At 61.5% G+C, this 20,641-nt stretch carries 19 protein-coding genes and 3 pseudogenes; 17 read left to right on the plus strand and 5 right to left on the minus strand.

The features are described 5' to 3' along the window. Window positions 1-555 precede the first annotated feature (555 nt). From VFE81_RS03640 to VFE81_RS03660, 5 genes are all read left to right on the plus strand, one after another. Window positions 556-3,417 (plus strand): 2-oxoglutarate dehydrogenase E1 component, encoded by a 2,862-nt coding sequence (locus VFE81_RS03640; RefSeq protein ID WP_325043285.1) that lies wholly within the window; start codon window positions 556-558, stop codon window positions 3,415-3,417. A gap of 133 nt (window positions 3,418-3,550) precedes the next feature. Next, window positions 3,551-4,837 (plus strand): 2-oxoglutarate dehydrogenase complex dihydrolipoyllysine-residue succinyltransferase, encoded by a 1,287-nt coding sequence (odhB, locus tag VFE81_RS03645; protein WP_325043286.1) that lies wholly within the window; start codon window positions 3,551-3,553, stop codon window positions 4,835-4,837. Between the two features lie 137 nt (window positions 4,838-4,974). Continuing rightward, window positions 4,975-6,405 (plus strand): dihydrolipoyl dehydrogenase, encoded by a 1,431-nt coding sequence (gene lpdA, locus VFE81_RS03650; protein WP_325043287.1) that lies wholly within the window; start codon window positions 4,975-4,977, stop codon window positions 6,403-6,405. Window positions 6,406-6,496: 91 nt separating this feature from the next. Continuing rightward, window positions 6,497-7,594 (plus strand): cell division protein ZapE, encoded by a 1,098-nt coding sequence (gene zapE, locus VFE81_RS03655; RefSeq protein WP_325043288.1) that lies wholly within the window; start codon window positions 6,497-6,499, stop codon window positions 7,592-7,594. 162 nt (window positions 7,595-7,756) lie between these two features. Beyond that, window positions 7,757-8,206: a transposase gene (locus VFE81_RS03660; protein WP_325043289.1), complete on the plus strand. Its 450-nt coding sequence runs from the start codon at window positions 7,757-7,759 to the stop codon at window positions 8,204-8,206. 150 nt (window positions 8,207-8,356) lie between these two features. Here the strand turns inward: VFE81_RS03660 and VFE81_RS03665 are convergent, their stop codons facing one another. Further along, the gene (locus tag VFE81_RS03665) at window positions 8,357-8,842 is read right to left on the minus strand and encodes a DUF2147 domain-containing protein (protein ID WP_325043290.1); all 486 of its coding nucleotides are present in this window, start codon (window positions 8,840-8,842) and stop codon (window positions 8,357-8,359) included. A 251-nt stretch (window positions 8,843-9,093) separates the two neighbouring features. Beyond that, window positions 9,094-9,561, minus strand: a pseudogene (locus VFE81_RS03670) (ShlB/FhaC/HecB family hemolysin secretion/activation protein); the annotation flags it as partial. 8 nt (window positions 9,562-9,569) lie between these two features. On the opposite strand from VFE81_RS03670, the pseudogene VFE81_RS03675 reads away from it, so the two are divergent. The 6 genes and pseudogenes from VFE81_RS03675 to VFE81_RS03705 all read left to right on the plus strand — a co-directional run. Next, window positions 9,570-9,983: pseudogene (locus VFE81_RS03675) on the plus strand (tetratricopeptide repeat protein); the annotation flags it as partial. Window positions 9,984-10,009: 26 nt separating this feature from the next. Next, complete coding sequence (locus tag VFE81_RS03680) at window positions 10,010-10,384, plus strand: DUF3613 domain-containing protein (RefSeq protein ID WP_325043291.1); 375 nt, start codon at window positions 10,010-10,012, stop codon at window positions 10,382-10,384. Continuing rightward, window positions 10,381-11,493 (plus strand): hypothetical protein, encoded by a 1,113-nt coding sequence (locus VFE81_RS03685; RefSeq protein ID WP_325043292.1) that lies wholly within the window; start codon window positions 10,381-10,383, stop codon window positions 11,491-11,493. The genes VFE81_RS03680 and VFE81_RS03685 overlap by 4 nt, the downstream gene beginning before the upstream one ends. 27 nt (window positions 11,494-11,520) lie before the next feature. Then, window positions 11,521-12,087, plus strand: a pseudogene (locus VFE81_RS03690) (helix-turn-helix domain-containing protein); the annotation flags it as partial. 47 nt (window positions 12,088-12,134) lie between these two features. After that, window positions 12,135-12,860 (plus strand): DUF2968 domain-containing protein, encoded by a 726-nt coding sequence (locus VFE81_RS03695; RefSeq protein WP_325043293.1) that lies wholly within the window; start codon window positions 12,135-12,137, stop codon window positions 12,858-12,860. 873 nt (window positions 12,861-13,733) lie between these two features. Further along, the gene (locus VFE81_RS03705) at window positions 13,734-13,961 is read left to right on the plus strand and encodes a hypothetical protein (RefSeq protein ID WP_325043295.1); all 228 of its coding nucleotides are present in this window, start codon (window positions 13,734-13,736) and stop codon (window positions 13,959-13,961) included. Between the two features lie 20 nt (window positions 13,962-13,981). On the opposite strand, the gene hfq is transcribed toward VFE81_RS03705, so the two are convergent. Then, the gene (gene hfq, locus VFE81_RS03710; protein ID WP_325043296.1) at window positions 13,982-14,482 is read right to left on the minus strand and encodes an RNA chaperone Hfq; all 501 of its coding nucleotides are present in this window, start codon (window positions 14,480-14,482) and stop codon (window positions 13,982-13,984) included. A 363-nt stretch (window positions 14,483-14,845) separates the two neighbouring features. On the opposite strand from hfq, the gene VFE81_RS03715 reads away from it, so the two are divergent. From VFE81_RS03715 to VFE81_RS03740, 6 genes are all read left to right on the plus strand, one after another. After that, a complete protein-coding gene (locus tag VFE81_RS03715; RefSeq protein ID WP_325043297.1) occupies window positions 14,846-14,989 on the plus strand; it encodes a hypothetical protein in 144 nt (47 codons plus the stop codon). A 15-nt stretch (window positions 14,990-15,004) separates the two neighbouring features. Continuing rightward, window positions 15,005-15,547, plus strand: coding sequence for an RNA polymerase sigma factor (locus VFE81_RS03720; protein WP_325043298.1), 543 nt, complete (start codon window positions 15,005-15,007; stop codon window positions 15,545-15,547). Then, complete coding sequence (locus VFE81_RS03725; RefSeq protein ID WP_325043299.1) at window positions 15,547-16,404, plus strand: anti-sigma factor; 858 nt, start codon at window positions 15,547-15,549, stop codon at window positions 16,402-16,404. Before VFE81_RS03720 ends, VFE81_RS03725 begins: the two co-directional genes overlap by 1 nt. Window positions 16,405-16,672: 268 nt before the next feature. Continuing rightward, the gene (locus VFE81_RS03730) at window positions 16,673-17,146 is read left to right on the plus strand and encodes a hypothetical protein (RefSeq protein WP_325043300.1); all 474 of its coding nucleotides are present in this window, start codon (window positions 16,673-16,675) and stop codon (window positions 17,144-17,146) included. A 39-nt stretch (window positions 17,147-17,185) separates the two neighbouring features. Next, on the plus strand, window positions 17,186-18,763 hold the full coding sequence (locus tag VFE81_RS03735; protein ID WP_325043301.1) for an FAD-binding oxidoreductase: 1,578 nt from the start codon (window positions 17,186-17,188) through the stop codon (window positions 18,761-18,763). Between the two features lie 170 nt (window positions 18,764-18,933). Then, window positions 18,934-19,341 (plus strand): hypothetical protein, encoded by a 408-nt coding sequence (locus tag VFE81_RS03740; RefSeq protein WP_325043302.1) that lies wholly within the window; start codon window positions 18,934-18,936, stop codon window positions 19,339-19,341. Here the strand turns inward: VFE81_RS03740 and VFE81_RS03745 are convergent. Together VFE81_RS03745 and VFE81_RS03750 are read right to left on the minus strand one after the other, a co-directional pair. Continuing rightward, window positions 19,338-20,198, minus strand: a complete 861-nt coding sequence (locus VFE81_RS03745; protein ID WP_325043303.1) for a DUF1571 domain-containing protein — start codon at window positions 20,196-20,198, stop codon at window positions 19,338-19,340. The genes VFE81_RS03740 and VFE81_RS03745 overlap by 4 nt on opposite strands. A 254-nt stretch (window positions 20,199-20,452) precedes the next feature. After that, window positions 20,453-20,641: AMP-binding enzyme (locus VFE81_RS03750; protein WP_414695544.1), on the minus strand; the 189-nt coding region annotated here is incomplete at its 5' end.

The raw sequence follows: 20,641 nt of genomic DNA on the forward strand, positions 1-20,641 counted from the left end.
CGTGGTTCATGCTGGCCTCCGCGCGGGAAATCGCCGGGATGTGCCGTGTGCACATCGTGCGGCTCTGGCAGTAATGCTAATCCGCGTCTGGTTCCTCACGGCGGGCCAGCCGCTGACTCACGGAAAGTCATACTGCCTAAATCGGCACCGGCCCTAACCGGTGCGATGTCAGGCAAAAGCCACCTCCGGGTGGCTTTTGTCGTTTCTGGCCCCTGTGGCGTCCGGGAGCGGTAGCCGGTAGTTTGCGCCGCTCCCGCAGACCGCCTGCAGCCTTTGGATGCGGTTGTTCGCGGTTGGCGTTCCGTTTGTCCCCGTTTCTTGCAGAAGACTGTTGCGAGAGCTGGCAATGCCTCTGAAAGCCCGTCGCGACGGGCTCGAGCGGCAATCCGTCTGCTATCTGCACTATCCGTTCTGTGATATGCTCCCCGGGTGCAAAGTTTTAGGTCCTTCCAAGCAAGACTTGATTCGCGCAATCCGCTAAACGGTCAGGCCGTGTCGCGGAAGGTTCTGTAACCCGCTATTTCTCGAGAAACTCGAAGAAAGGTGAGCGTAAAAATGATGAAGCAATTCCAGTCGAACTCCTATCTGTTCGGCGGCAATGCTCCGTACGTAGAAGAAATGTACGAAGCGTATCTCGATAATCCGGCGTCAGTGCCCGAGAACTGGCGCAGCTATTTCGACGCGTTGCAGAACGTCCCTGCATCGGATGGCAGCAATGCCAACGACGTGGCCCACGGCCCGATCGTCGAATCGTTTGCGCAACGGGCCAAGGCTAATGCCTTTATCCCGCGCACGGCGGCTGGCGGCGAAGATCTCGCTACCTCCCGCAAGCAAGTCTATGTGCAGTCCCTCATCGGCGCATATCGCTTCCTCGGCTCGCAATGGGCCAATCTCGATCCCCTGAAGCGTCGCGAACGTCCCGCTATTCCTGAACTTGAACCCGCGTTCTACGACTTCACCGAAGCCGACATGGACCAGGAGTTCAGCGCAACGAATCTGTATTTCGGGTTCGAGCGTGCTTCGCTGCGCGAGATCGTCCAGGCCCTGCGTGACACGTACTGCGGCACGATCGGCGCCGAGTACATGTACATCAGCGATCCGGAGCAGAAGCGTTGGTGGAAAGAGAAGCTCGAGTCGATCCGTTCGACGCCGAACTTCTCCAACGAAAAGAAGAAGCACATCCTGAATCGCCTGACGGCCTCTGAAGGCCTCGAGCGCTTCCTGCACACCAAGTACGTCGGCCAGAAACGCTTCTCGCTCGAAGGCGGCGAGAGCTTCATCGCGTCGATGGACGAAGTCGTGCGTCATGGCGGCGCCAACGGCGTCCAGGAAATCGTCATCGGCATGGCCCACCGTGGCCGTCTGAACGTGCTGGTCAATACGCTGGGCAAGATGCCGGCTGACCTGTTTGCCGAATTCGAAGGCAAGCACGTCGACGACCTGCCGGCTGGCGACGTGAAGTACCACAAGGGTTTCTCGTCGGACGTTTCGACTGAAGGCGGCCCGGTTCACCTGTCGCTCGCGTTCAACCCGTCGCACCTCGAAATCGTCAACCCGGTGGTTGAAGGTTCGGCGAAGGCGCGTATGGACCGTCGCGGCGACGACAGCGGCTTGCAAGTGCTGCCGGTGCAGATCCACGGCGACGCGGCTTTCGCAGGCCAGGGCGTTGTGATGGAAACGCTGAACCTCGCGCAAACGCGCGGTTACGGCACCCACGGCACGCTGCACATCGTCATCAACAACCAGATCGGTTTCACGACGTCGGACCCGCGCGATTCGCGCTCCACGTTGTACTGCTCGGACGTCGTCAAGATGATCGAAGCGCCGGTGCTGCACGTGAACGGTGACGATCCTGAAGCGGTCGTGCTGGCTACGCAGCTGGCCATCGACTTCCGGATGCAGTTCCATAAGGATGTCGTCGTCGACATCGTCTGCTTCCGCAAGCTGGGTCACAACGAGCAGGACACGCCGGCTGTTACGCAGCCGCTGATGTACAAGACGATTGCGAAACACCCGGGCACGCGCGCGCTGTACGCTGAAAAGCTGGTCCAGCAAGGCGTGATCACCGCGGAAGAAGGCGACGAATTCGTCAAGGCCTACCGCAAGGCGATGGACGAAGGCCACCACACGGTCGACCCGGTACTCTCGAACTACAAGAGCAAGTACGCGGTGGATTGGGTTCCGTTCCTGAACCGCAAATGGACCGACGCAGCCGACACGGCCGTGCCGCTGGCCGAGCTGAAGCGTCTCGCTGAGCGCGTCACCACGATCCCGGAAAACTTCAAGGTTCACCCGCTGGTCGAGCGCGTCATCAACGACCGTCGCGCGATGGGCCGTGGCGAAGCGAAGCTCGACTGGGGCATGGGCGAACACCTGGCATTCGCGTCGCTGGTCGCATCGGGCTACGCAGTGCGCCTGACCGGTCAGGACTCGGGCCGCGGCACGTTCACGCACCGTCACGCGGTGCTGCACGATCAGAACCGCGAACGCTGGAATGACGGCACCTATGTGCCGCTGCAGAACGTCGCCGAAGGTCAGGCGAAGTTCAACGTGATCGACTCGGTGCTGTCGGAAGAAGCGGTGCTGGGTTTCGAATACGGTTACTCGACCGCTGAACCGAATACGTTCGTCGCGTGGGAAGCGCAGTTCGGCGACTTCGTGAACGGCGCGCAAGTCGTGATCGACCAGTTCATTTCGTCGGGCGAAGTGAAGTGGGGCCGCGTGTCGGGTCTCACAATGCTGCTGCCGCACGGCTATGAAGGTCAAGGTCCGGAGCACTCGTCGGCACGTATCGAGCGTTTCCTGCAACTGTGCGCAGACCACAATATGCAGGTCGTTCAGCCGACCACGCCGGCGCAGATTTTCCACCTGTTGCGCCGTCAGATGATTCGCCTGTTCAGGAAGCCGCTGATCGTCGCGACGCCGAAGTCGCTACTGCGTCACAAAGAAGCCGTGTCGGATCTGTCCGAACTGGCGAAGGGTGCGTTCCAGCCGATCATCGGCGAAATCGACGAAGCGATCGAAGCGAAGAAGGTCAAGCGCGTGGTGGCCTGCTCGGGCCGCGTGTACTACGACCTGCTGGCGCATCGCCGTGAATCGAAGTCGAACGACGTCGCGATCATCCGTATCGAACAGCTCTATCCGTTCGCGCATAAGCAGTTCGAAGCGGAAATGAAGAAGTACGACAGCGCGACTGAAGTGGTCTGGGTGCAGGACGAGCCGCAGAATCAAGGCCCGTGGTTCTACATCGAGCACCACCTGAAGGAAGGCATGAAGGAAGGGCAGAAGCTGGCATACAGCGGTCGTCCGGCTTCGGCCTCGCCGGCAGTCGGCTACTACGCAAAGCACTACGAGCAGCAGAAGGCGCTGATCGAAGGCGCTTTCGGCCGCCTCAAGAGCGCGTCGATCGCTAAATAATTACCAGAGCCGAACCGGGAAAGCGCAGGGCGCTTTCCCGTGCCGCGTCTGAAAGATCAATCGCGGCATTCGAGGTTCGCAGGCGGTCGTCGTTCACTGCGCCGTCACCCGATACGTATTCAGGATATTCATAATGGCTATTGTTGAAGTCAAGGTTCCCCAGCTTTCCGAGTCGGTCTCGGAAGCCACGATGCTGCAGTGGAAGAAGAAGCCCGGCGAGGCTGTTGCACAAGACGAAATTCTCATCGAAATCGAGACCGACAAGGTCGTGCTCGAAGTGCCGGCACCCTCCGCTGGCGTGCTTGCACAAGTGATCTCGAACGACGGCGACATCGTCGTCGCGGATCAGGTGATCGCCAAGATCGACACCGAAGGCACGGCAAGCGCCGCTGCTGTCGAAGCCGAAGTGAAGCCGGCACCTGTTGCCGCACCGGCACCGGCTGCTGCGCCGGCCGCTCAGGCTGCATCCGCAACGGGTGCGAACACCGCTGCTTCGCCGGCTGCCGGCAAGCTGATGGCCGAGAAAGGTCTGGGCGCGGGCGACGTCGCCGGCACGGGCCGCGACGGCCGCATCACCAAGGGGGACGTGCTGACCGCGGGTCAAGCCGCACCGGCAGCGGCTGCCAAGACTGCACCGGCGCCGGCTGCCGCACCGAAGGCTGCGAAGCCGTCGCTGCCGGACGTCAAGGCGCCGGCATCGGCCGACCAATGGCTGAAGGACCGTCCGGAACAACGCGTGCCGATGTCGCGTCTGCGTGCGCGTATCGCCGAGCGTCTGCTCGAGTCGCAGCAAACCAACGCCATCCTCACCACGTTCAACGAAGTGAACATGGCGCCGGTGATGGACCTGCGCAACAAGTACAAAGACAAGTTCGAAAAGGAACATGGCGTGAAGCTGGGCTTCATGTCGTTCTTCGTGAAGGCGGCTGTTCACGCGCTGAAGAAATTCCCGCTCGTGAACGCGTCGATCGACGGTAACGACATCGTCTATCACGGCTACTTCGACATCGGTATCGCTGTCGGTTCGCCGCGTGGCCTGGTGGTGCCGATCCTGCGTAACGCAGATCAACTGAGCCTCGCCGAAATCGAGAAGAAGATTGCTGAATTCGGCCAGAAGGCGAAGGACGGCAAGCTGTCGATCGAAGAAATGACCGGCGGTACGTTCTCGATCTCGAACGGTGGTGTGTTCGGTTCGATGCTGTCGACCCCGATTATCAACCCGCCGCAATCCGCCATTCTGGGCGTGCACGCCACCAAGGAACGCGCTGTGGTCGAAAACGGCCAGATCGTGATCCGTCCGATGAACTACCTGGCGCTGTCGTACGACCACCGGATCATCGACGGTCGCGAAGCGGTGCTGTCGCTTGTCGCGATGAAGGATGCGCTGGAAGACCCGGCGCGCCTGTTACTCGACCTGTAAGCATCGGTTCGGCCTGCGTCGGCTTGGCCATGCAAGTCGACGCTATATAAGCAGCACGTCTCTAGCATTCCGCAGTACTGGAACGATGCGCGCCACGAAGCGTGGCCGCGCGTCGTTCCGTCATCAAAAGGATTGTCATGTCCAAAGAATTTGACGTCGTCGTGATCGGTGCCGGCCCTGGCGGCTACATCGCCGCAATCCGCGCAGCGCAACTCGGCAAGACCGTCGCGTGTATCGAAAAGTGGAAGAACCCGGCCGGCGCGCTGAAGCTCGGCGGCACGTGCCTGAACGTGGGTTGCATTCCGTCGAAGGCGCTGCTGGCGTCGTCGGAAGAATTTGAAAACGCATCGCATCACCTGGCCGACCACGGTATCAACGTGTCGGACGTGAAGCTCGACATCACGAAGATGCTGGCCCGCAAGGAAGGCATCGTCGAAAAGATGACCAAGGGCATCGAATTCCTGTTCCGCAAGAACAAGATCACGTGGCTCAAGGGTCACGGCAAGTTCGCCGGCAAGACGGACGCCGGCGTGCAGATCGAAGTGAGCGGCGAAGGCGAAACGGAAGTGGTCACGGCAAAGAACGTGATCATTGCAACGGGCTCGAAGGCGCGTCACCTGCCGAACGTGCCGGTCGACAACAAGATCGTGTCCGACAACGAAGGTGCACTGAGCTTCGACACCGTGCCGAAGAAGCTCGCCGTGATCGGCGCCGGTGTGATCGGCCTGGAACTCGGCTCGGTATGGCGTCGTCTGGGCTCGGAAGTCACCGTGCTCGAAGCGCTGCCGGAATTCCTCGGTGCGGCGGATCAGGCGCTGGCCAAGGAAGCCGCCAAGCAATTCAAGAAGCAAGGTCTGGACATCCACGTCGGCGTGAAGGTCGGCGAAGTGAAGACGACCGACAAAAGCGTGACGATCGCCTACACGGACAAGGACGGCAACGCGCAGACGCTGGAAGCTGATCGCTTGATCGTGTCGATCGGCCGCGTGCCGAACACCGATAATCTCGGTCTCGAAGCCATCGGCCTGAAGGCGAACGAGCGCGGCTTCATCGACGTCGACGACCACTGCGCAACGGCAGTCCCGAACGTGTACGCGATCGGCGACGTGGTGCGTGGCCCGATGCTCGCGCACAAGGCTGAAGACGAAGGCGTGCTGGTTGCCGAAATCATCGACGGTCAGAAGCCGCATATCGACTACAACTGCATTCCGTGGGTGATCTACACCGAACCGGAAATTGCGTGGGTCGGCAAGACGGAGCAGCAATTGAAGGCCGAAGGCCGCGAAGTCAAGACGGGCCAGTTCCCGTTCATGGCGAACGGCCGCGCGCTGGGCATCAACAAGGCGGATGGTTTCGTCAAAATGATCGCCGACGCGAAGACCGACGAACTGCTGGGCGTGCACATCATCTCGGCAAACGCATCGGACCTGATCGCGGAAGCGGTGGTGGCGATGGAATTCAAGGCGGCGTCGGAAGACATCGGCCGCATCTGCCATCCGCACCCGTCGCTGTCGGAAGTCATGCGTGAAGCGGCGCTCGCCGTGGACAAACGCGCGCTGAACATGTAATCACGCGCACGCCTGACTGAACGCAATTCTGGCATCACCACAAAGGCGGGCGGGTTCACTCCCTCCCGCCTTTCTTTTTTGCAGCAACACAATGAACGTCACCGAATACTACGAAAAAGAACTGCAGACGCGGGGTTATCAATCGGACCCGGCGCAACGCGCGGCGGTCGACCGTCTGCAGCGGTGCTATGACGAGTGGGCCGAGTACAAGTCGCGCCGCTCGAATGCGTTCAAGAAGCTGATCATCCACCCGGACCTGCCGCGCGGGGTGTACATGTGGGGCGGCGTAGGGCGGGGCAAGAGCTTCCTGATGGACAGCTTCTACATGATCGTGCCGGTGCAGCGTAAAACGCGGCTGCATTTCCACGAATTCATGCGCGAGGTGCACCGCGAGCTGGAAGACCTGAAGGGCACGGCCGATCCGCTCGACGAACTCGCGCGCCGTATCGCCAAACGCTACCGGCTGATCTGTTTCGACGAATTCCACGTGTCGGATATCGCCGACGCGATGATCCTGTACCGCCTGCTCGACAAACTGTTCGAGAACGGTGTGCAATTCGTGATGACGTCCAATTACGATCCGGACACGCTGTATCCGGACGGCCTGCATCGCGACCGCATGCTGCCGGCGATCGAACTGATCAAGTCGAAGCTCGACGTGATCAATGTCGACGCGGGTATCGACTACCGGCAGCGCACGCTGGCCCAGGTCGAGGTGTATCACACGCCGCTCGGCGCGGCTTCGGATAAAGCGTTGCGCGATGCATTTTCGCGTCTTGCAGCAGTTCCCGATGAGAGTCCTATCCTGCACATCGAAAAGCGCGAGTTGAAGGCGCTGCGGCGCGCGGACGGCGTCGTATGGTTCGATTTTGCGACATTGTGCGGCGGCCCGCGCTCGCAGAATGACTACCTGGAGCTGGCGAGCCGTTTTCATGCGGTGATCCTGTCCGGCGTGCCGCAGATGTCCGCGCGCATGGCCTCGGAGGCGCGTCGCTTCACCTGGTTGATCGACGTGTTCTACGACCACAAGGTGAAGCTGCTGATGTCGGCAGCGGTGCCGCCCGATCAACTGTATGTCGACGGTCCGATGGCCAACGAATTCACGCGCACGGTCTCTCGCATCGTTGAAATGCAATCGAAAGAATATCTCGACGCGCCGCGCCGGCTCGTCGATACGTCATTGACTTAAGCGACTGTTTGACGCGGCTGCGGATGCTTTTACGATAGATCACGGTCCGCTCGCCTAAGAGGCGGGGTCCGAAGGCGTATTTTCAAGATTCGGATTGGTCTTATATTCCGTCCGCGGACGACTGGATATCTTCTTTGTCATGGTTCTAACAAAGGAGAAACCATGAATCCGTACCGCGATATCAATGATGAAGAATGGCAACGCGTTGCACCGTTGCTCCCTGAGCTGCGTCCGCGCTCCGAACTGCGTGGCCGGCCGCTTGCCAATACGCGCTCGGTGCTTAACGGCGTGCTGTGGGTGATGTATAGCGGCGCAACCTGGTCCGCCATGCCGCGCAAATATCCGTCGTATCAAACCTGCCATCGCCGCTTCAAGGCGTGGTATGAATCCGGCGTGCTCAAGCGCGTCATGGATCAGCTATTCGGCGAAGCGAGCGCAGAACTCTGTAACCTGATGGAAGGGCGTATGCGCACGCATGTGAGCGCGGAACAGAAGAGTGTTGACGCAGAAAAGGTTCCAGCCGCGGCGCCCACGGCGTATAACCCGGCATCGGTCAAGCCGTTGCCGTCTTCGCCGTTCGCGTATACGTCGCCCTTCAAGCACGCTGCATGACAGCCCCAACCAGCCAGACTCAAACAAAAAAACGGCCGGACGATTGCGATCGTCGGCCGTTTCTTCCGGTTCCATTCTGGCAGCAGTAACGGCCTTGATGGAACACCTCATTCACGCGTCAGGCATCGGCGCCTGAACTGCCCGCTATTACTATTGCTGACGAATCCAGGTCTGCGAGCGGCCCAGCAATGAAACGCCGATGTAGCCACGCACGATCAGCTTGTTCCCACCATCTTCCAGGTGCATCTTGCACTTGTAGACCTTGCCGTTTTCCGGGTCGAGAATCTGCCCGTGATCCCAGGCGTCGCCGTCCTTTTTCAGATCGTTGATAATCGTCATGCCGAGAATCAGCTGGTCCTTGCGCGCGTCCGTACATTCGGTGCAGCGGCGATCCGGTTGATCGTTCGCATTGAGTCCCTTGATCACCTTGCCGCTCAGCGAGCCGCCGCTCTCCGGTGTAATCTGCACGAGTGCTTTGGGCTGGCCGGTGTGATCGTCGATGGTTTGCCACGTGCCGATTGGGGAATCGGTCTGCGCCATTGCCGTGACGGCGCTGGCGAGCAGTACGCCGGCGAGGGCGGCATGTTTGGCTGTGCGAAGCGCGATTGTGCGCGCGCGTTGTGCGAATTGCATCATTGTCTTCCTCCTTGATTAAAGACGGCGCGATCATGGTCGCGCGGCGTTATTGGCATCTCGGGCGGCCTTCTACTGCGGCCGCCGTGACGCCTCGTATGCCTTGTATTGCCCCTCAGGTTCAACTTCGGCTACATCGGTTTGCGATTCGCGGCCTGAGTGCTGCGAATCGCACATCCTCCGCGCAGAATACGTGAAAGTGCGCGCGCCGTTTGATAGTGGAACCTCTAATCAGGACGCGGCACTTCTGAATATCAGTTCAGTTGGTACGAGAATGTTGCGTTGATGCGCGGGCTGCGCGACGCGCTTTCCACCGGCGCGTCGCCGATCGCCTTGGCGACCGACAAATCCAGGCTGTAGTACTTCGCGTCCGAGATCCGGAAACCGAAGGCAATCGACGACAGCCTCGACGGCGACGGCGTCCCCGCGTGCAGATACACACGCGCCATGTCAAACGAGACATACGGCGTGAGGGTGCGCAGATAGGTGAAGCCCGGCGTAAACGCCCGGTTGACCTCGAACATCGCCCCCCAGCCCGAATCGCCCGACGCTTCGCCCGGTTGATAACCCTGCGCAAAACGTTGCGCGCCGAACGAGATCTGTTCCGAGGTCGGCAGCGAGACGGCGCTGTACTGGCCGGTCAACGAAACCGCGGTGCCGATCTTCAGCGGCCACTCGTTGGTTTGCGAAAAGCTTGCACCGGTCCGCACGAAATTGATCGACGCCGGATTCCGCGCTGGAGTTGGAGCAGTCGGCACAACTCGCGCCGACCGATGCGGTGACCTTGTCGGATCTTGGCTATGCACGCATGCGCAACGGCGATGTAAGCGGCGCGCGTGTGCCACTGATGCAGGCGGCTCAACTCGATCAGAACAATCCGAAGATCGTCAGCAATCTCGTGCTGTTTCTGCTTGCTAACGGGGAGCAGGCGCAGGCGCTGGCGGTGATGAATCAACAGAAGCTGGCGCCCGAAGTGCGCACGGCGATTCGTGGCGACGCGGCCAAGGTGGCCGTGGCGGAACGCGCGCAATCGCAGTCGCAATCTTCAGCGCCGGCGCAGCAGTCAGGTGGACCGGCCGGCGCCATGGCGAGCGCGCAGGGGATCGAGCCGGCACCGCGCTTATTGCAGCGGTTCGCGCAATGAGCAACGGCGCAATCAGGGGAAGGGATATGAAAACCAAACTGATGGAACGGGGTTGCATGGGATCAGTGGCACGCATTGTCATGGGCGCGGGGCTCGCGTTCGGCTCGACCGCGGGCCTGGTCGGCGTGGCATTTGCCCAGACCAGCACATCGACGGAGACGGCACCGGCTGCGAGCGAAATCGGTCATTCGGCACGTGCCTGGACCAATCTGCAGAGCAGCAACGCGGAAGCAGCACCGGCGCTGCCGATGCTGGGTGCGGAAGCGGGTCTTGCGTACGGTCGTTATCTGGAATCGTTCAAGAGCAAGATTCCCGATCTTTACGAGTCGGCGTTGGGTTCTGGCGGTAGCGGCGGCAGCGGTTCGCAGCTCGGCTCCGGCTCGAGTGGCAGCAGCCGGTGAGCGATGACATGCCTGGACGTCAATTCCCCGTGGTCCTAGCCAGACGCCGGACGCGTGCGGGCTGCGCACGTGGTGCCGGCGGCGATACCGTCAATGCGGCGATTTTGCGAACGCTGGCCGTTGCGATTCCAGGCGGTCAGAACATCACCGTCGGCGATGGCGGTCAGTCCGCCCCCGGGCTGCTCGCGCTTGGACTCGCCAATCCGAATGCCGCGACCGCGGCGACAATTAATGCGTTCGATGCGTTGAGGGTTGCCGCGCAAATCGCGGCGCGTCCGGACCCAATAACTGGCAAAGCGCCGGTGATCAACGTAACGGCGGGGCTGCTCGGGGTGGCCGGGATTTCCTTGCAGGTCATCAATCCACCGGTGCTGGCGGTGGGCGAGGGCGGTACGACGACGGTTAATGGTGTGACGACGTCCCGCACAATTGCGCGCGCGGCGGTGGTCAACGTGACCATCAATCTGGTACCAGCGCTGTTGCCGACATTAACGGTGGGTTTGCCACCGCTAGTATCAGCTTCGATCTCCTCCCTGAGTACACCGCTCGTGGTGACGTTGGCCGTTGCGCCTGGCACCGCGACGTTGAGTTCGGTCGACTGCGAAAGCACCAAGGCGGCCGCCACCGCGACGATTCAGGTTACGCCAGGCATTCTTTACGCCTGCATTGCTGGAGATGCATCGTGTAGTGCACCGGTCAATGTGGCGACGGTCACGGCGACGCTCCTCGGTTTCACCGCACAGGTCGCAAATGTCGTATTGAACAATGTGCGCTTGAAGATCGATCCCGGCACGACTACACCGCTGGTATTCAATGGGTCGTCCGGTAGCTTTGACTACAGCCAGAGTGCGAACTCCAACGCGCTCGGCAGCGATGCTTCGGTATTGACCACGAAATTGCTCGGGAATTTGGGCAACATACTGAAGGTGTCGCTTTTAAACAACCTGATCGATATCTCTTCGCTCCTCACGGGGATCACTACAGCCGTGACGAACGCCCTGACACCTCTGCTGCAACCCGTATCGGTCTGCTCGACACAGTCATTGTCCCGACGCTTTCGTTGTTGGGCGTTCAGATCGGCACCGCCACGGTCCACAATATGTCGCTGAAGTGCGGCGTCGCGCAACTGGTCAACTGCGGCGACCAATAAGCATCTGCCGCAACTGGTTAAGGACGGCACGTTCCGCGCCTATCTTTACTATCGGCTTGCCGTGATCGAGTTGAAGATTCCGTCTCTCGAAGAGCGGGGCGCCGTCGACAAGATTGCTATCTTCAAGGCGTTCATCGCGCAGATCGTCGGCAGCGAGCGTCTTTCGGCGTTGCCGGATCTGCCGTACTGGCTCGCCGACGCGGTGGCCGACACCTACTTCCCCGGCAATGTGCGCGAACTGCGCAACCTGGCCGAGCGGATCGGCGAGACGGTGCGTCAGATCGGCGCGTGGGACGCGGCGCGTCTGCAGCGGCTGCTTGCGCTTGCACGCACCAGCCAGCCGGTGCCGGCTGAGAGCGCCGCCGAGGTGCTGGTGGATCGCAGCAAATGGGACATGGCGGAGCGAAACCGTGTATTAGCCGCGCTCGACGCAAATGGCTGGCGTCGGCAGGACACGGCCCTTTATCTAGGTATTAGCCGCAAGGTTTTGTGGGAGAAGATGCGTAAATACCAATTTTTTGACGAAGAGCCCGAAACACGCGAAAGTGAGTAATAATGAGACGGTTGTACTAAAACAAAAACTGTTCAAGCAGGATTTACATGGACCGAAAGTCGAAACTACGGCAGATTGCCCTGGCCGCATTCATCGCGATGGGGGCCGTGCAGGGCGTGAATGCGCAGGCTCTGCTGGATAGCGGATCGAGCGCTGGCGTCGTTTCCCAACCGGGCACGACGACGGCCTTGCCGGCCAATGCAGTGGCTGGGCAGAATGGACAGGCGCAGACAAGCGCGTTGACGTCGGACGAAGCCAAGCAATCCGCTGCGGGCAACGTGGCGGAATTGCAGCAGATGATCCGCGGCTCGGATATGAGCGAATTGCGCACGACGTACAACGGCAGCTACGGTGCGAGCTTGCTGTTTTACGGCAAGGAGATGACGTACTACGTGGCGCTGTTCCAGCAGAAGAATTTCTGGCGCGTCATCAAGACGCAGGACGCCACGCGTGCCGACATGATCTACAAGGATTTTGTGCGCCAGACGTTGCAACTGTCGGACGTCGAGATTCGACGCACGCAGCTGGAAGCGCAGAAGGCGTTCACGGAGCGGATGATCGCGTTGTCGCAGGACCGTGCAAACCGCTTGCAAGCTGACCTCGACGTGGCGCATCAGCAGCAGACCATTGTTGCGAATCAGCAGCTGCAGACCCGTGCCGAAGCAACGGCGCTGGCGCAGCAGAAGGCTGCCGCACAAGATCAGCTGCGTGCCGCGCAACGCCAGGTTCGCGAACTGCAGCGTCAACTGGACACCGGCCTGCCGACGCACTAAACGCGACGGCCGGGAAACCGGAAGGTGGGGAGGGCGAGGCGGCTTGACCGCATCGCACCCTCCAGCAGACGTACAAGCCGTTGTAGTAATACAGGCCACCTATCCCCGCGGCACGACGGTACAAATCCCCGCAGTAAAAGCCCTATCTCCAAGGCAACTCCGCCTGCCGCACAAGCGTCCACCCGCAATCCCACTGGTTTCCCTAGCAGACCCATGCGCGACGCACGCAGTGCGGAGTGGGAGCTGATGAGTGCTTTTCACTACGGCTGAAGGTGCGAGGGCACGGATTCCAGATGCACCACTACCGCAACTGCGCGGGGGACCCGCTTATAAGCTGGCGGGGACACAAGGCAAAACCCTGCACCTTCAATGCCGCTTCTTCCCAGCCGAAGGCTCCCCCTCCACTGGCAAGTGCCTTGGCTCACTCATATCGACGGCGATCGGATCACTGGCAGGAAAGCTCTCCTCTAGCGCCTCATCGAGGCGACTATCGGCAGAATCAGCGGGCCGCGCCGCGTCCTTAGGATGAGATGTATGTTGCTTCTGTTTGGCCATGACGTACTCCAGTTAGAAGAGAGTCAACAACCCAGCATAGCGCAAAGCGACCCCAGGCGAGCGCCAGCCGAACGACCAAAACCCTCAAATTGTAAGCATCCCCTTCAAACCCCAAACCCTAAAAACCAGACCAGAAATCAACGAACAAAAAGCAAAACTTAAAACCAATCCGCATCAAGTCGTTTTCTGTGTGTCGCTTAAAAACAAAAGCATCCGCTGGCCGCACCGATCGGCAGGCCACACGACGTGCCGTGAACCGGCAATTTCCAGCTCGGGAGGGGAGCAAACAGGAGCAGCGAACAATGGGTAGCGAACGACATGGACCGAAAAAACCCTGCGCGCGCGCAGCGCTTCAACGCGTCACACGTGGTGGAAGCTGAACTGGAACATCTGGATTGGGCGACACGGCAACCGGCGCTGCGCATGCTGGACGCCCTGTACTGGCGGCGCCGCGTGCTGGCGGTCAAATGCGGATTCGAGCTGTCGGATTTGCAGATGATGCGACTGGAGAAGATTTTGCAGCGGCTCGGCCATCCGTCGGAGTAGCCGGCCGCCGCAACGGGGGTTTATTCGTTGCCGCCGCTAGTGCCACCGTTGCCGTTGCCACCATGATTGCCGCCGCCATGGTTGCCACCGTCGCCGCCGCCCGTGCCGAACAGACGCCGGCGGCGTGTGACGACCACCGGACCGTCGGACGTGCTGCTGCTACGATCGGACGCAGGGCGATCCGATGACGGCGCACCATACGACTCACGCGGTTCGCGCGGCTCACGATGGTCGCGCGGCTCACGCGAGCCGTGCGGGCCACGCGTGGTGTGCTCGCCGTGCGAAGGCCGCCCGGCGCGCGGCGCCGGACGCGTGCCGGTGTCGAGCTGGATCGTCGAGATCGCGCGCTTGTAGATGCCTTGCAGGCCGACAGGCGTGCGCAGCATCACCAGATACTGATCGAACGACTCGATACACCCCGTCAGGCGAATGCCGTTGACAAGGTAGATCTCAACGCGCTTTCGTTCTTTGCGCGCAGCGTTCATGAAGTCGTTTTGCGGATGCGATTCTGCGGAAGCCATGGAGAATTCAGGTTAGTAAGACGGGTGTTCGCCGCGATTCTACCCTGTGTAGGGGCGGAACGCGTTGGCGGCCGAACTGCGTCCACTATAACGGCTTGCGCCCACATAAGCATCTGATAACTATTGGCTGTAACGTTGAGTTACGAATCTGGGGACGAATAGCGCGTTCTTCGGCCAGCTTCGAGCGCTTCCGGCGCGGATGGCGGAAAATATCGCTCGTGCCGGTGCCGTGCGTGGAATAAATCGCAGCCCGCTCACGTTAAGTCAGGCATGGCAGCGCTGCATGTCGCACGTGGCCGATCGGGTTCCCGGCTCGCACGCACTGGTCAGGCACTCATCAGGAGACTCACCAGGAGACTCACCATGAACGTATCCCGTATTCTTTCCGCCGTCTTCGTGCTGCTGGCGCTCGCGCTGGGCTCGCTCGCAACGAGTGCCTGCACCTCCGCGACCGATAGCAGTGCCTCAGGCGCCAGCGGTGGCAGTAGCAGCGGCGGTGGCTACTGAGCGTTGCCACGCCGGGTGAATTTCGAAGCGGAAGTGATTTCGTGGCTCCCGCAGTTGCGCCGCTATGCGCGCGCACTGACGGGCGACCGCGCCTGGGCCGACGACCTCGTGCAGGATACGGCGGAGCGCGCGCTCGCGCGCTGGGCGGCGTTTCGTCCGAACAGCAACCTGCGTGCGTGGCTTCTGACGATCCTGCGGCATCTTTATATCGATCAGTTGCGCGGCCGCCGCGAAATTGCCGTCGACGATGAAAGCGCGCCGTGGCGCAATCTCGAAGCGCCGCATGGCGAGGTCGACGGTCTGGTGTTGCGCGATCTTCAGCGCGCGCTGTATTGCCTGCCGGTCGAGCAACGGGAAGTGTTGCTGCTCGTTTGCGTGGAGGAACTGTCTTATCAGGAAGCGTCGAAAGCGCTCGGCGTGCCGATCGGCACGGTGATGTCGCGGCTGTCGCGCGCGCGGGAGCACATGCGCGTGCTGATGACGGAGGGGCCGGTTGAAGGGGGCGCTGTGGGGCTGGCGCGTAAAGTCCCGCCGTTGAAAGTAGTGAGAAATCCGTGATGAATAACGACCACGATTCCAGTTTGCCTGAGGGGCTCGATCTGAGAGCGCTGTCGGCGTTTGTCGACGGCGAGTTGCCGCCGGTGGAGCGCGCCGCGATCGAGGCGCAACTGGCGCAGCAGCCGCAGGCCGCCGCGAGAGTGGCCGCGTGGCGTGCGCAGAAAGCGGCGCTGCAGGCGCTGTGCGGTGCACCGCAGCGCAACGAGCGTCAAGAGCACAACGAGCACAGCGGGAGCTTCGGGCAGACCGACGCCGTCGAGCCGGCCTTCATCGTAGTGCGGCGGTCTACGCCGTGGTGGCAACGCGTCGGCCTTGCGGCGTGCTGGCTCGCAGCCGGCGCGGGTCTCGCGCTCGCCGTGGGGCCACTCGCGCCGCGTCTGACGGGCGGCGCGTGGAACGGTCTGGGCGGCCAGCCGCCAAGCTTTGCCGAGCGCGCCGATATCGCCTATGCGGTGTACACGCCCGAGCGGCGTCATCCTGTCGAAGTCGCCGCGAGCGAAGAAGAGCATCTGATCAACTGGTTGTCCAAGCGGCTGAACCGGCCGCTATCGGTGCCGTCATTGCAGGAGTACGGTTACTCGCTGGTGGGCGGGCGTTTGTTGCCCGGCGAAGCGGGACCGGCCGCGCAGTTCATGTATGAAAATACCAGCGGTGCACGGCTTACGCTGTACATCACGGGTATTTCTCGCGACGAAACTGCGTTCCGCCTGTTCCGCGACGGAAACCGCCGGACCTTCTACTGGGTCAACGACCGCATGGGCTACGCGTTGTCCGGGCCGATTGCGGAAGGCAAACTGCGCTCGATTGCTATCGAGGTGTGCAGTGCGCTCGGGGGCAAACCCGAGAGCTGGCAGTAGCGCTGAAAGTACGGCAAGCATCTGGACATGTCCGGCGCCGGCCCCGCGAGCCGCCTGCAACACGTGGTAACAGAAATGCGTTGCGGCCCGCGCGCGCCGTCGGAATAGCGTCACGCGACGCTTCGTTTACTTGCTGCAGGATCGTGCCGCGCCGCGTTGCATGCGCGTCGGGATGGCACGGTCTCGTGCGAGGCAAACCGGCGGGGTCTTCACGGTGTCGACATGCTTTTTGCGAGTCGCAACGCCGGCGCGTCGAGGCAGCGAAATCATGCTTACTTTTCATCAGTTCGGCACCGGGTTGTGTTCCGGCGTAGTGTGTCTGGGTCTGTGCGCCGTTTGCGCGGCGCCCGCCCTGGCGCAATCGGACGCGAACGCGCCGGTGAACGACGCTTCGACGTGCCGCTTTGTCGTGGGTCAGGCGGAAATCGACGGCGCCATGCAGCAGATCAGCGGCCGCGCGTGCCTGCAGCCGGACGGCAGCTGGCAGATCGTCGAAGACGATGCCGCCGCGCAGGCCTTAGGCCCGGCCCCGGTGTATTACTACGATCCATGGTACTGGGGGCCGCCGGTGGTATTCGGTGCCGGCGTGTCGTTCATTTTCGTCGACCGCTTCCATCATTTTCATCACATGGACCACATGCGTTATGGACACGGATCGTATGGCAACTGGCACGGCGGCGGCTCGCCGCACATGTGGAGCGGTATGTCGCACGGCGGCGGTGGCGGTGGAATGCGCCGCTAGGCTGGCGTCGCCCGCACGTGCGGTTGCAAAGGAGACACCTTGACGCGCAGCTTGCCGCCGAAAGTTTCCGCCGCCGAGTTCGATCGCGCGCTCGCCGGCTGGCGCGCGATTGTCGGTGAGCCACAGGTGGTGACGTCGGCCGCCGGGCTCGCTGCTTACCTCGATCCGTTCGCGCCCGGCGAACGCGAAGCGTTTTCCGCGTCCGCCGCGCTGCTGCCCGCATCCGTCGACGAGATTCGCGCAGTGTTGCGGATTGCCAATCAATTTCGTATTCCGTTGTGGACGGTTTCGACCGGACGCAACTTCGCGTACGGTGGCGCCGCGCCGCGGCTGACGGGTTCGGTAGTGCTCGATCTGCAGCGGATGAACCGCATCATCGAAGTGAACGAAACGCTCGCCTACGCGCTGGTCGAACCGGGCGTCAGCTACTTCGATCTTTATGCGCATTTGCGCGACAAAGGCTACAAGCTCTGGGTCGATCCGCCGGCGGCAGGTTGGGGCAGCGTGGTCGGCAATACGCTCGAGCGCGGCTTCGGCTATACCGCGTACGGCGATCACGCGGCTGCGCAGTGCGGCATGGAAGTGGTGCTCGCCAACGGCGACGTACTGCGCACCGGGATGGGCGGAATCGAAATCGGCACTGCGTGGCAACTGTATCAGCCGGGCTACGGACCTTCCTTCGATGCGATGTTCATGCAGTCGAACTACGGCATCGTCACCAAGCTCGGTGTCTGGCTGATGCCCGCGCCGCCTGCGTATCTGCTCGGTGAAATCCAGTTTCGGCACGAAGAGGATCTCGAAGCGATCGTCGATATCTTGCGACCGTTGCGGCTCGATGAAACGATCCGCAATAACGCGGTGATCGAAGGCGGTTTGCGCCGGGCCGCGGGATTGTCGGCACGTCAGCAGTGGTACGAAGGCAAAGGCGCAATGCCCGCGAACGCAGTGGCTGCGATGCTCGATAAGCTCAACGTCGGCCGCTGGAATCTGCATTTCGCGCTGTACGGTACGCCTGAATTGATCGACGCCCGCTATGCGATCGTGCAGCGCGCGTTCTCCCGCGTGCCACAGGCAAAACTTTCGGCAGCCCGTTATACAGGTGACGCGCAACCCACCGCCGGCGGCGATCGCAACCTGGCCGGCATCCCGGCAATGAGCGCTTTCCGCATGCTCGACTGGCGCGGCGGCGCGGGCGCACATGTGGACTTCGCGCCGGTGTGCCCAGCGACCGGGCGCGACGCGCTGCGCCAATACACGATGGTCAAGACGCGCGCGGCGGAATACGGCTTCGATTACTACGGTGGCTTTACGGCGGGCGTGCGTCATCTGCATCACATCTTCGCGGCGATCTTCGACCGCGACGACGCGAATCAGGTCGAGCAGGCCGGTGCTTTACTGCGTTCGCTGATGAGCGATGCGCGTGCGGCGGGTTACGGCGAATATCGCGCGCATCTCGCGTATATGGATTTCGCCGCTGCGCAGTACAGTTTCAACGACGGCGCGTTGCTGCGGCTCTCGGAAACGATCAAGGATGCGCTCGACCCGAACGGTATTCTTGCGCCGGGCAAGCAGGGGATCTGGCCGGCGGCGTGGCGTGACCGACGGGGTTATACGTGAGGCGTGTGGATGAAGGTGTGAAGGTGAAGGTGTGAAGGTGTGAGGCAAATGAGTCACATAGGTGAGTAACCGGAATGACGTATTTGACGCTTCATGTGTGTGGCGAGTGTGACGTGGGCGACGTGTAAATGATGCGAATGGCACACGCCACGTAATGACGTGATAAAGCAATGGACAGACGCGCTTTCATGATGACCGGCGTTTGGTTTTCAACTGCGGCAGGTGGTGCGTGGCCGTGGCTGACCCATGCAGCCGCTCGCCGCGACACGCTCGCCGTGATCGATTCCACCCTCGCGTGCAGCCCCGCATTCGCCGACTACGTCGCACACATGAAGCTGCCCGCTTTCGAAACCGGCGACGACGTCGGCGCACTCTGGTACACGACACTTGCACCACGCCTCAGGCAAACGCCCGCGCAAGCGCCCGCGTCGCTGATCGGCCTCACACGCGTGTCCGATTACTTTGTGCTCAAGGAACTTGCCACCCGCGTGGGTCACATGGCCGTGCACAGCTACGAGCAGAGCGCGGGGCCCATCGCACATGTCGCGTTCGCGCTGACGCCCTGCCTTGTCGGCTAGAACTTATAAGCCTTGTTCTTCGGATCGAAGGTCGAGTCGTCGAAGGTCTTCGGCGTGATGCTTTCGAAGACGATCTTCTCGAAGATCTTGCCGTCGTTGTTATATGACTCGACCGTGCGGAAATACGGATGCCGTAGATCCAGCCCGAGCGTTTCTTTCTTCGCATAGAACTTAGGCTGGCCGTCCGGCGTTTCAAAAGTGAAGGCGACCACGCGCACGCCGTCGATCGTTTTCACTTCCACCTGAGTCGAGCGCGGCAAGCCGGCCTCGATGTATTTCTTGCCTTCGGCGAGATACTGATTGGCAATGTACTCGGTGCCGAGATCGCGCACCTGGTGATTCGACTGTGCACGGGCGAGGGCGCCGTTCAGCGAGGTCCACAACGGCATCACATTCATGATGCCGCCGAGGTGGCCGTACATTTCGTCGGTACGTTTGGACTCGTCGTAAATAATTTCCTGACCGGCGTGCGCGCCGTCGGGCAGCCACTTCGCGTAGATCCGCAGCGGATCGTGGGCGATGCGCACCAGCATGTGATCGGGCTTGTCGGGCCACTGCCCGTGAATGCGTTCCGAGCGCGACATGGTGAACTCGTATGACGGATAACCGTTCGGCCCTTCCTTGATGTAACGCGGCAACGCAAGCGGATCGAGCGACTGGAACAACGCGACCAGTTGCGCGTCGTCGAGCTTTTCCATTGCGCCGCTTTGTTGCTCGGCGCGCAGCCATTTGACCTGCTGATCCAGCGTGAGCTTGCCGACCTGCGAGACCGGCGTAGTGGGCGCCTTGACGTCACTGGCAGTGTCGAGCGCCGGCGGCGTGTCGTCGTTCTGCGCGAACGCCGGTGGCGGTGCCATCGCAACGGCGCCGGCCACCAGCGCGCCAATCAGAAGCCCGCGTGACGAAACCGCGCGCAATGAAGCGGTCAGAGACGCGCTCAACGTCGCGGCCTCCGACGAAAAACGGACGAGGCGCATGAAGGCCGATGCGCGGATCGAGCCATTCAACTGGCTCGATCGGCACAAGCGGCGTGAGCGTGCGGACAGGCTGTGCTTCATGAATCTCTCCGAAAAGATGGCGCAAGGCATGGCATCAAGCGCCTTGCCTCCTGTCAGGCAGGTTTTTGCTTCGCGAGTTCCTCGTCGCGCAGCGCGCGGCGCAGAATCTTGCCGACGTTGGTTTGCGGCAGCTCGTCGCGGAATTCGACGAGCTTCGGCACCTTATAGCCCGTAAGGTTCTTGCGGCAGTGGGCGATCACCTGTTCCGCGGTGAGCGAAGCGTTGCGTTTGACGATGAACAC

It is taken from the genome of Paraburkholderia sp. (genome assembly GCF_035656215.1).
Taxonomy (GTDB): Bacteria; Pseudomonadota; Gammaproteobacteria; order Burkholderiales; family Burkholderiaceae; genus Paraburkholderia.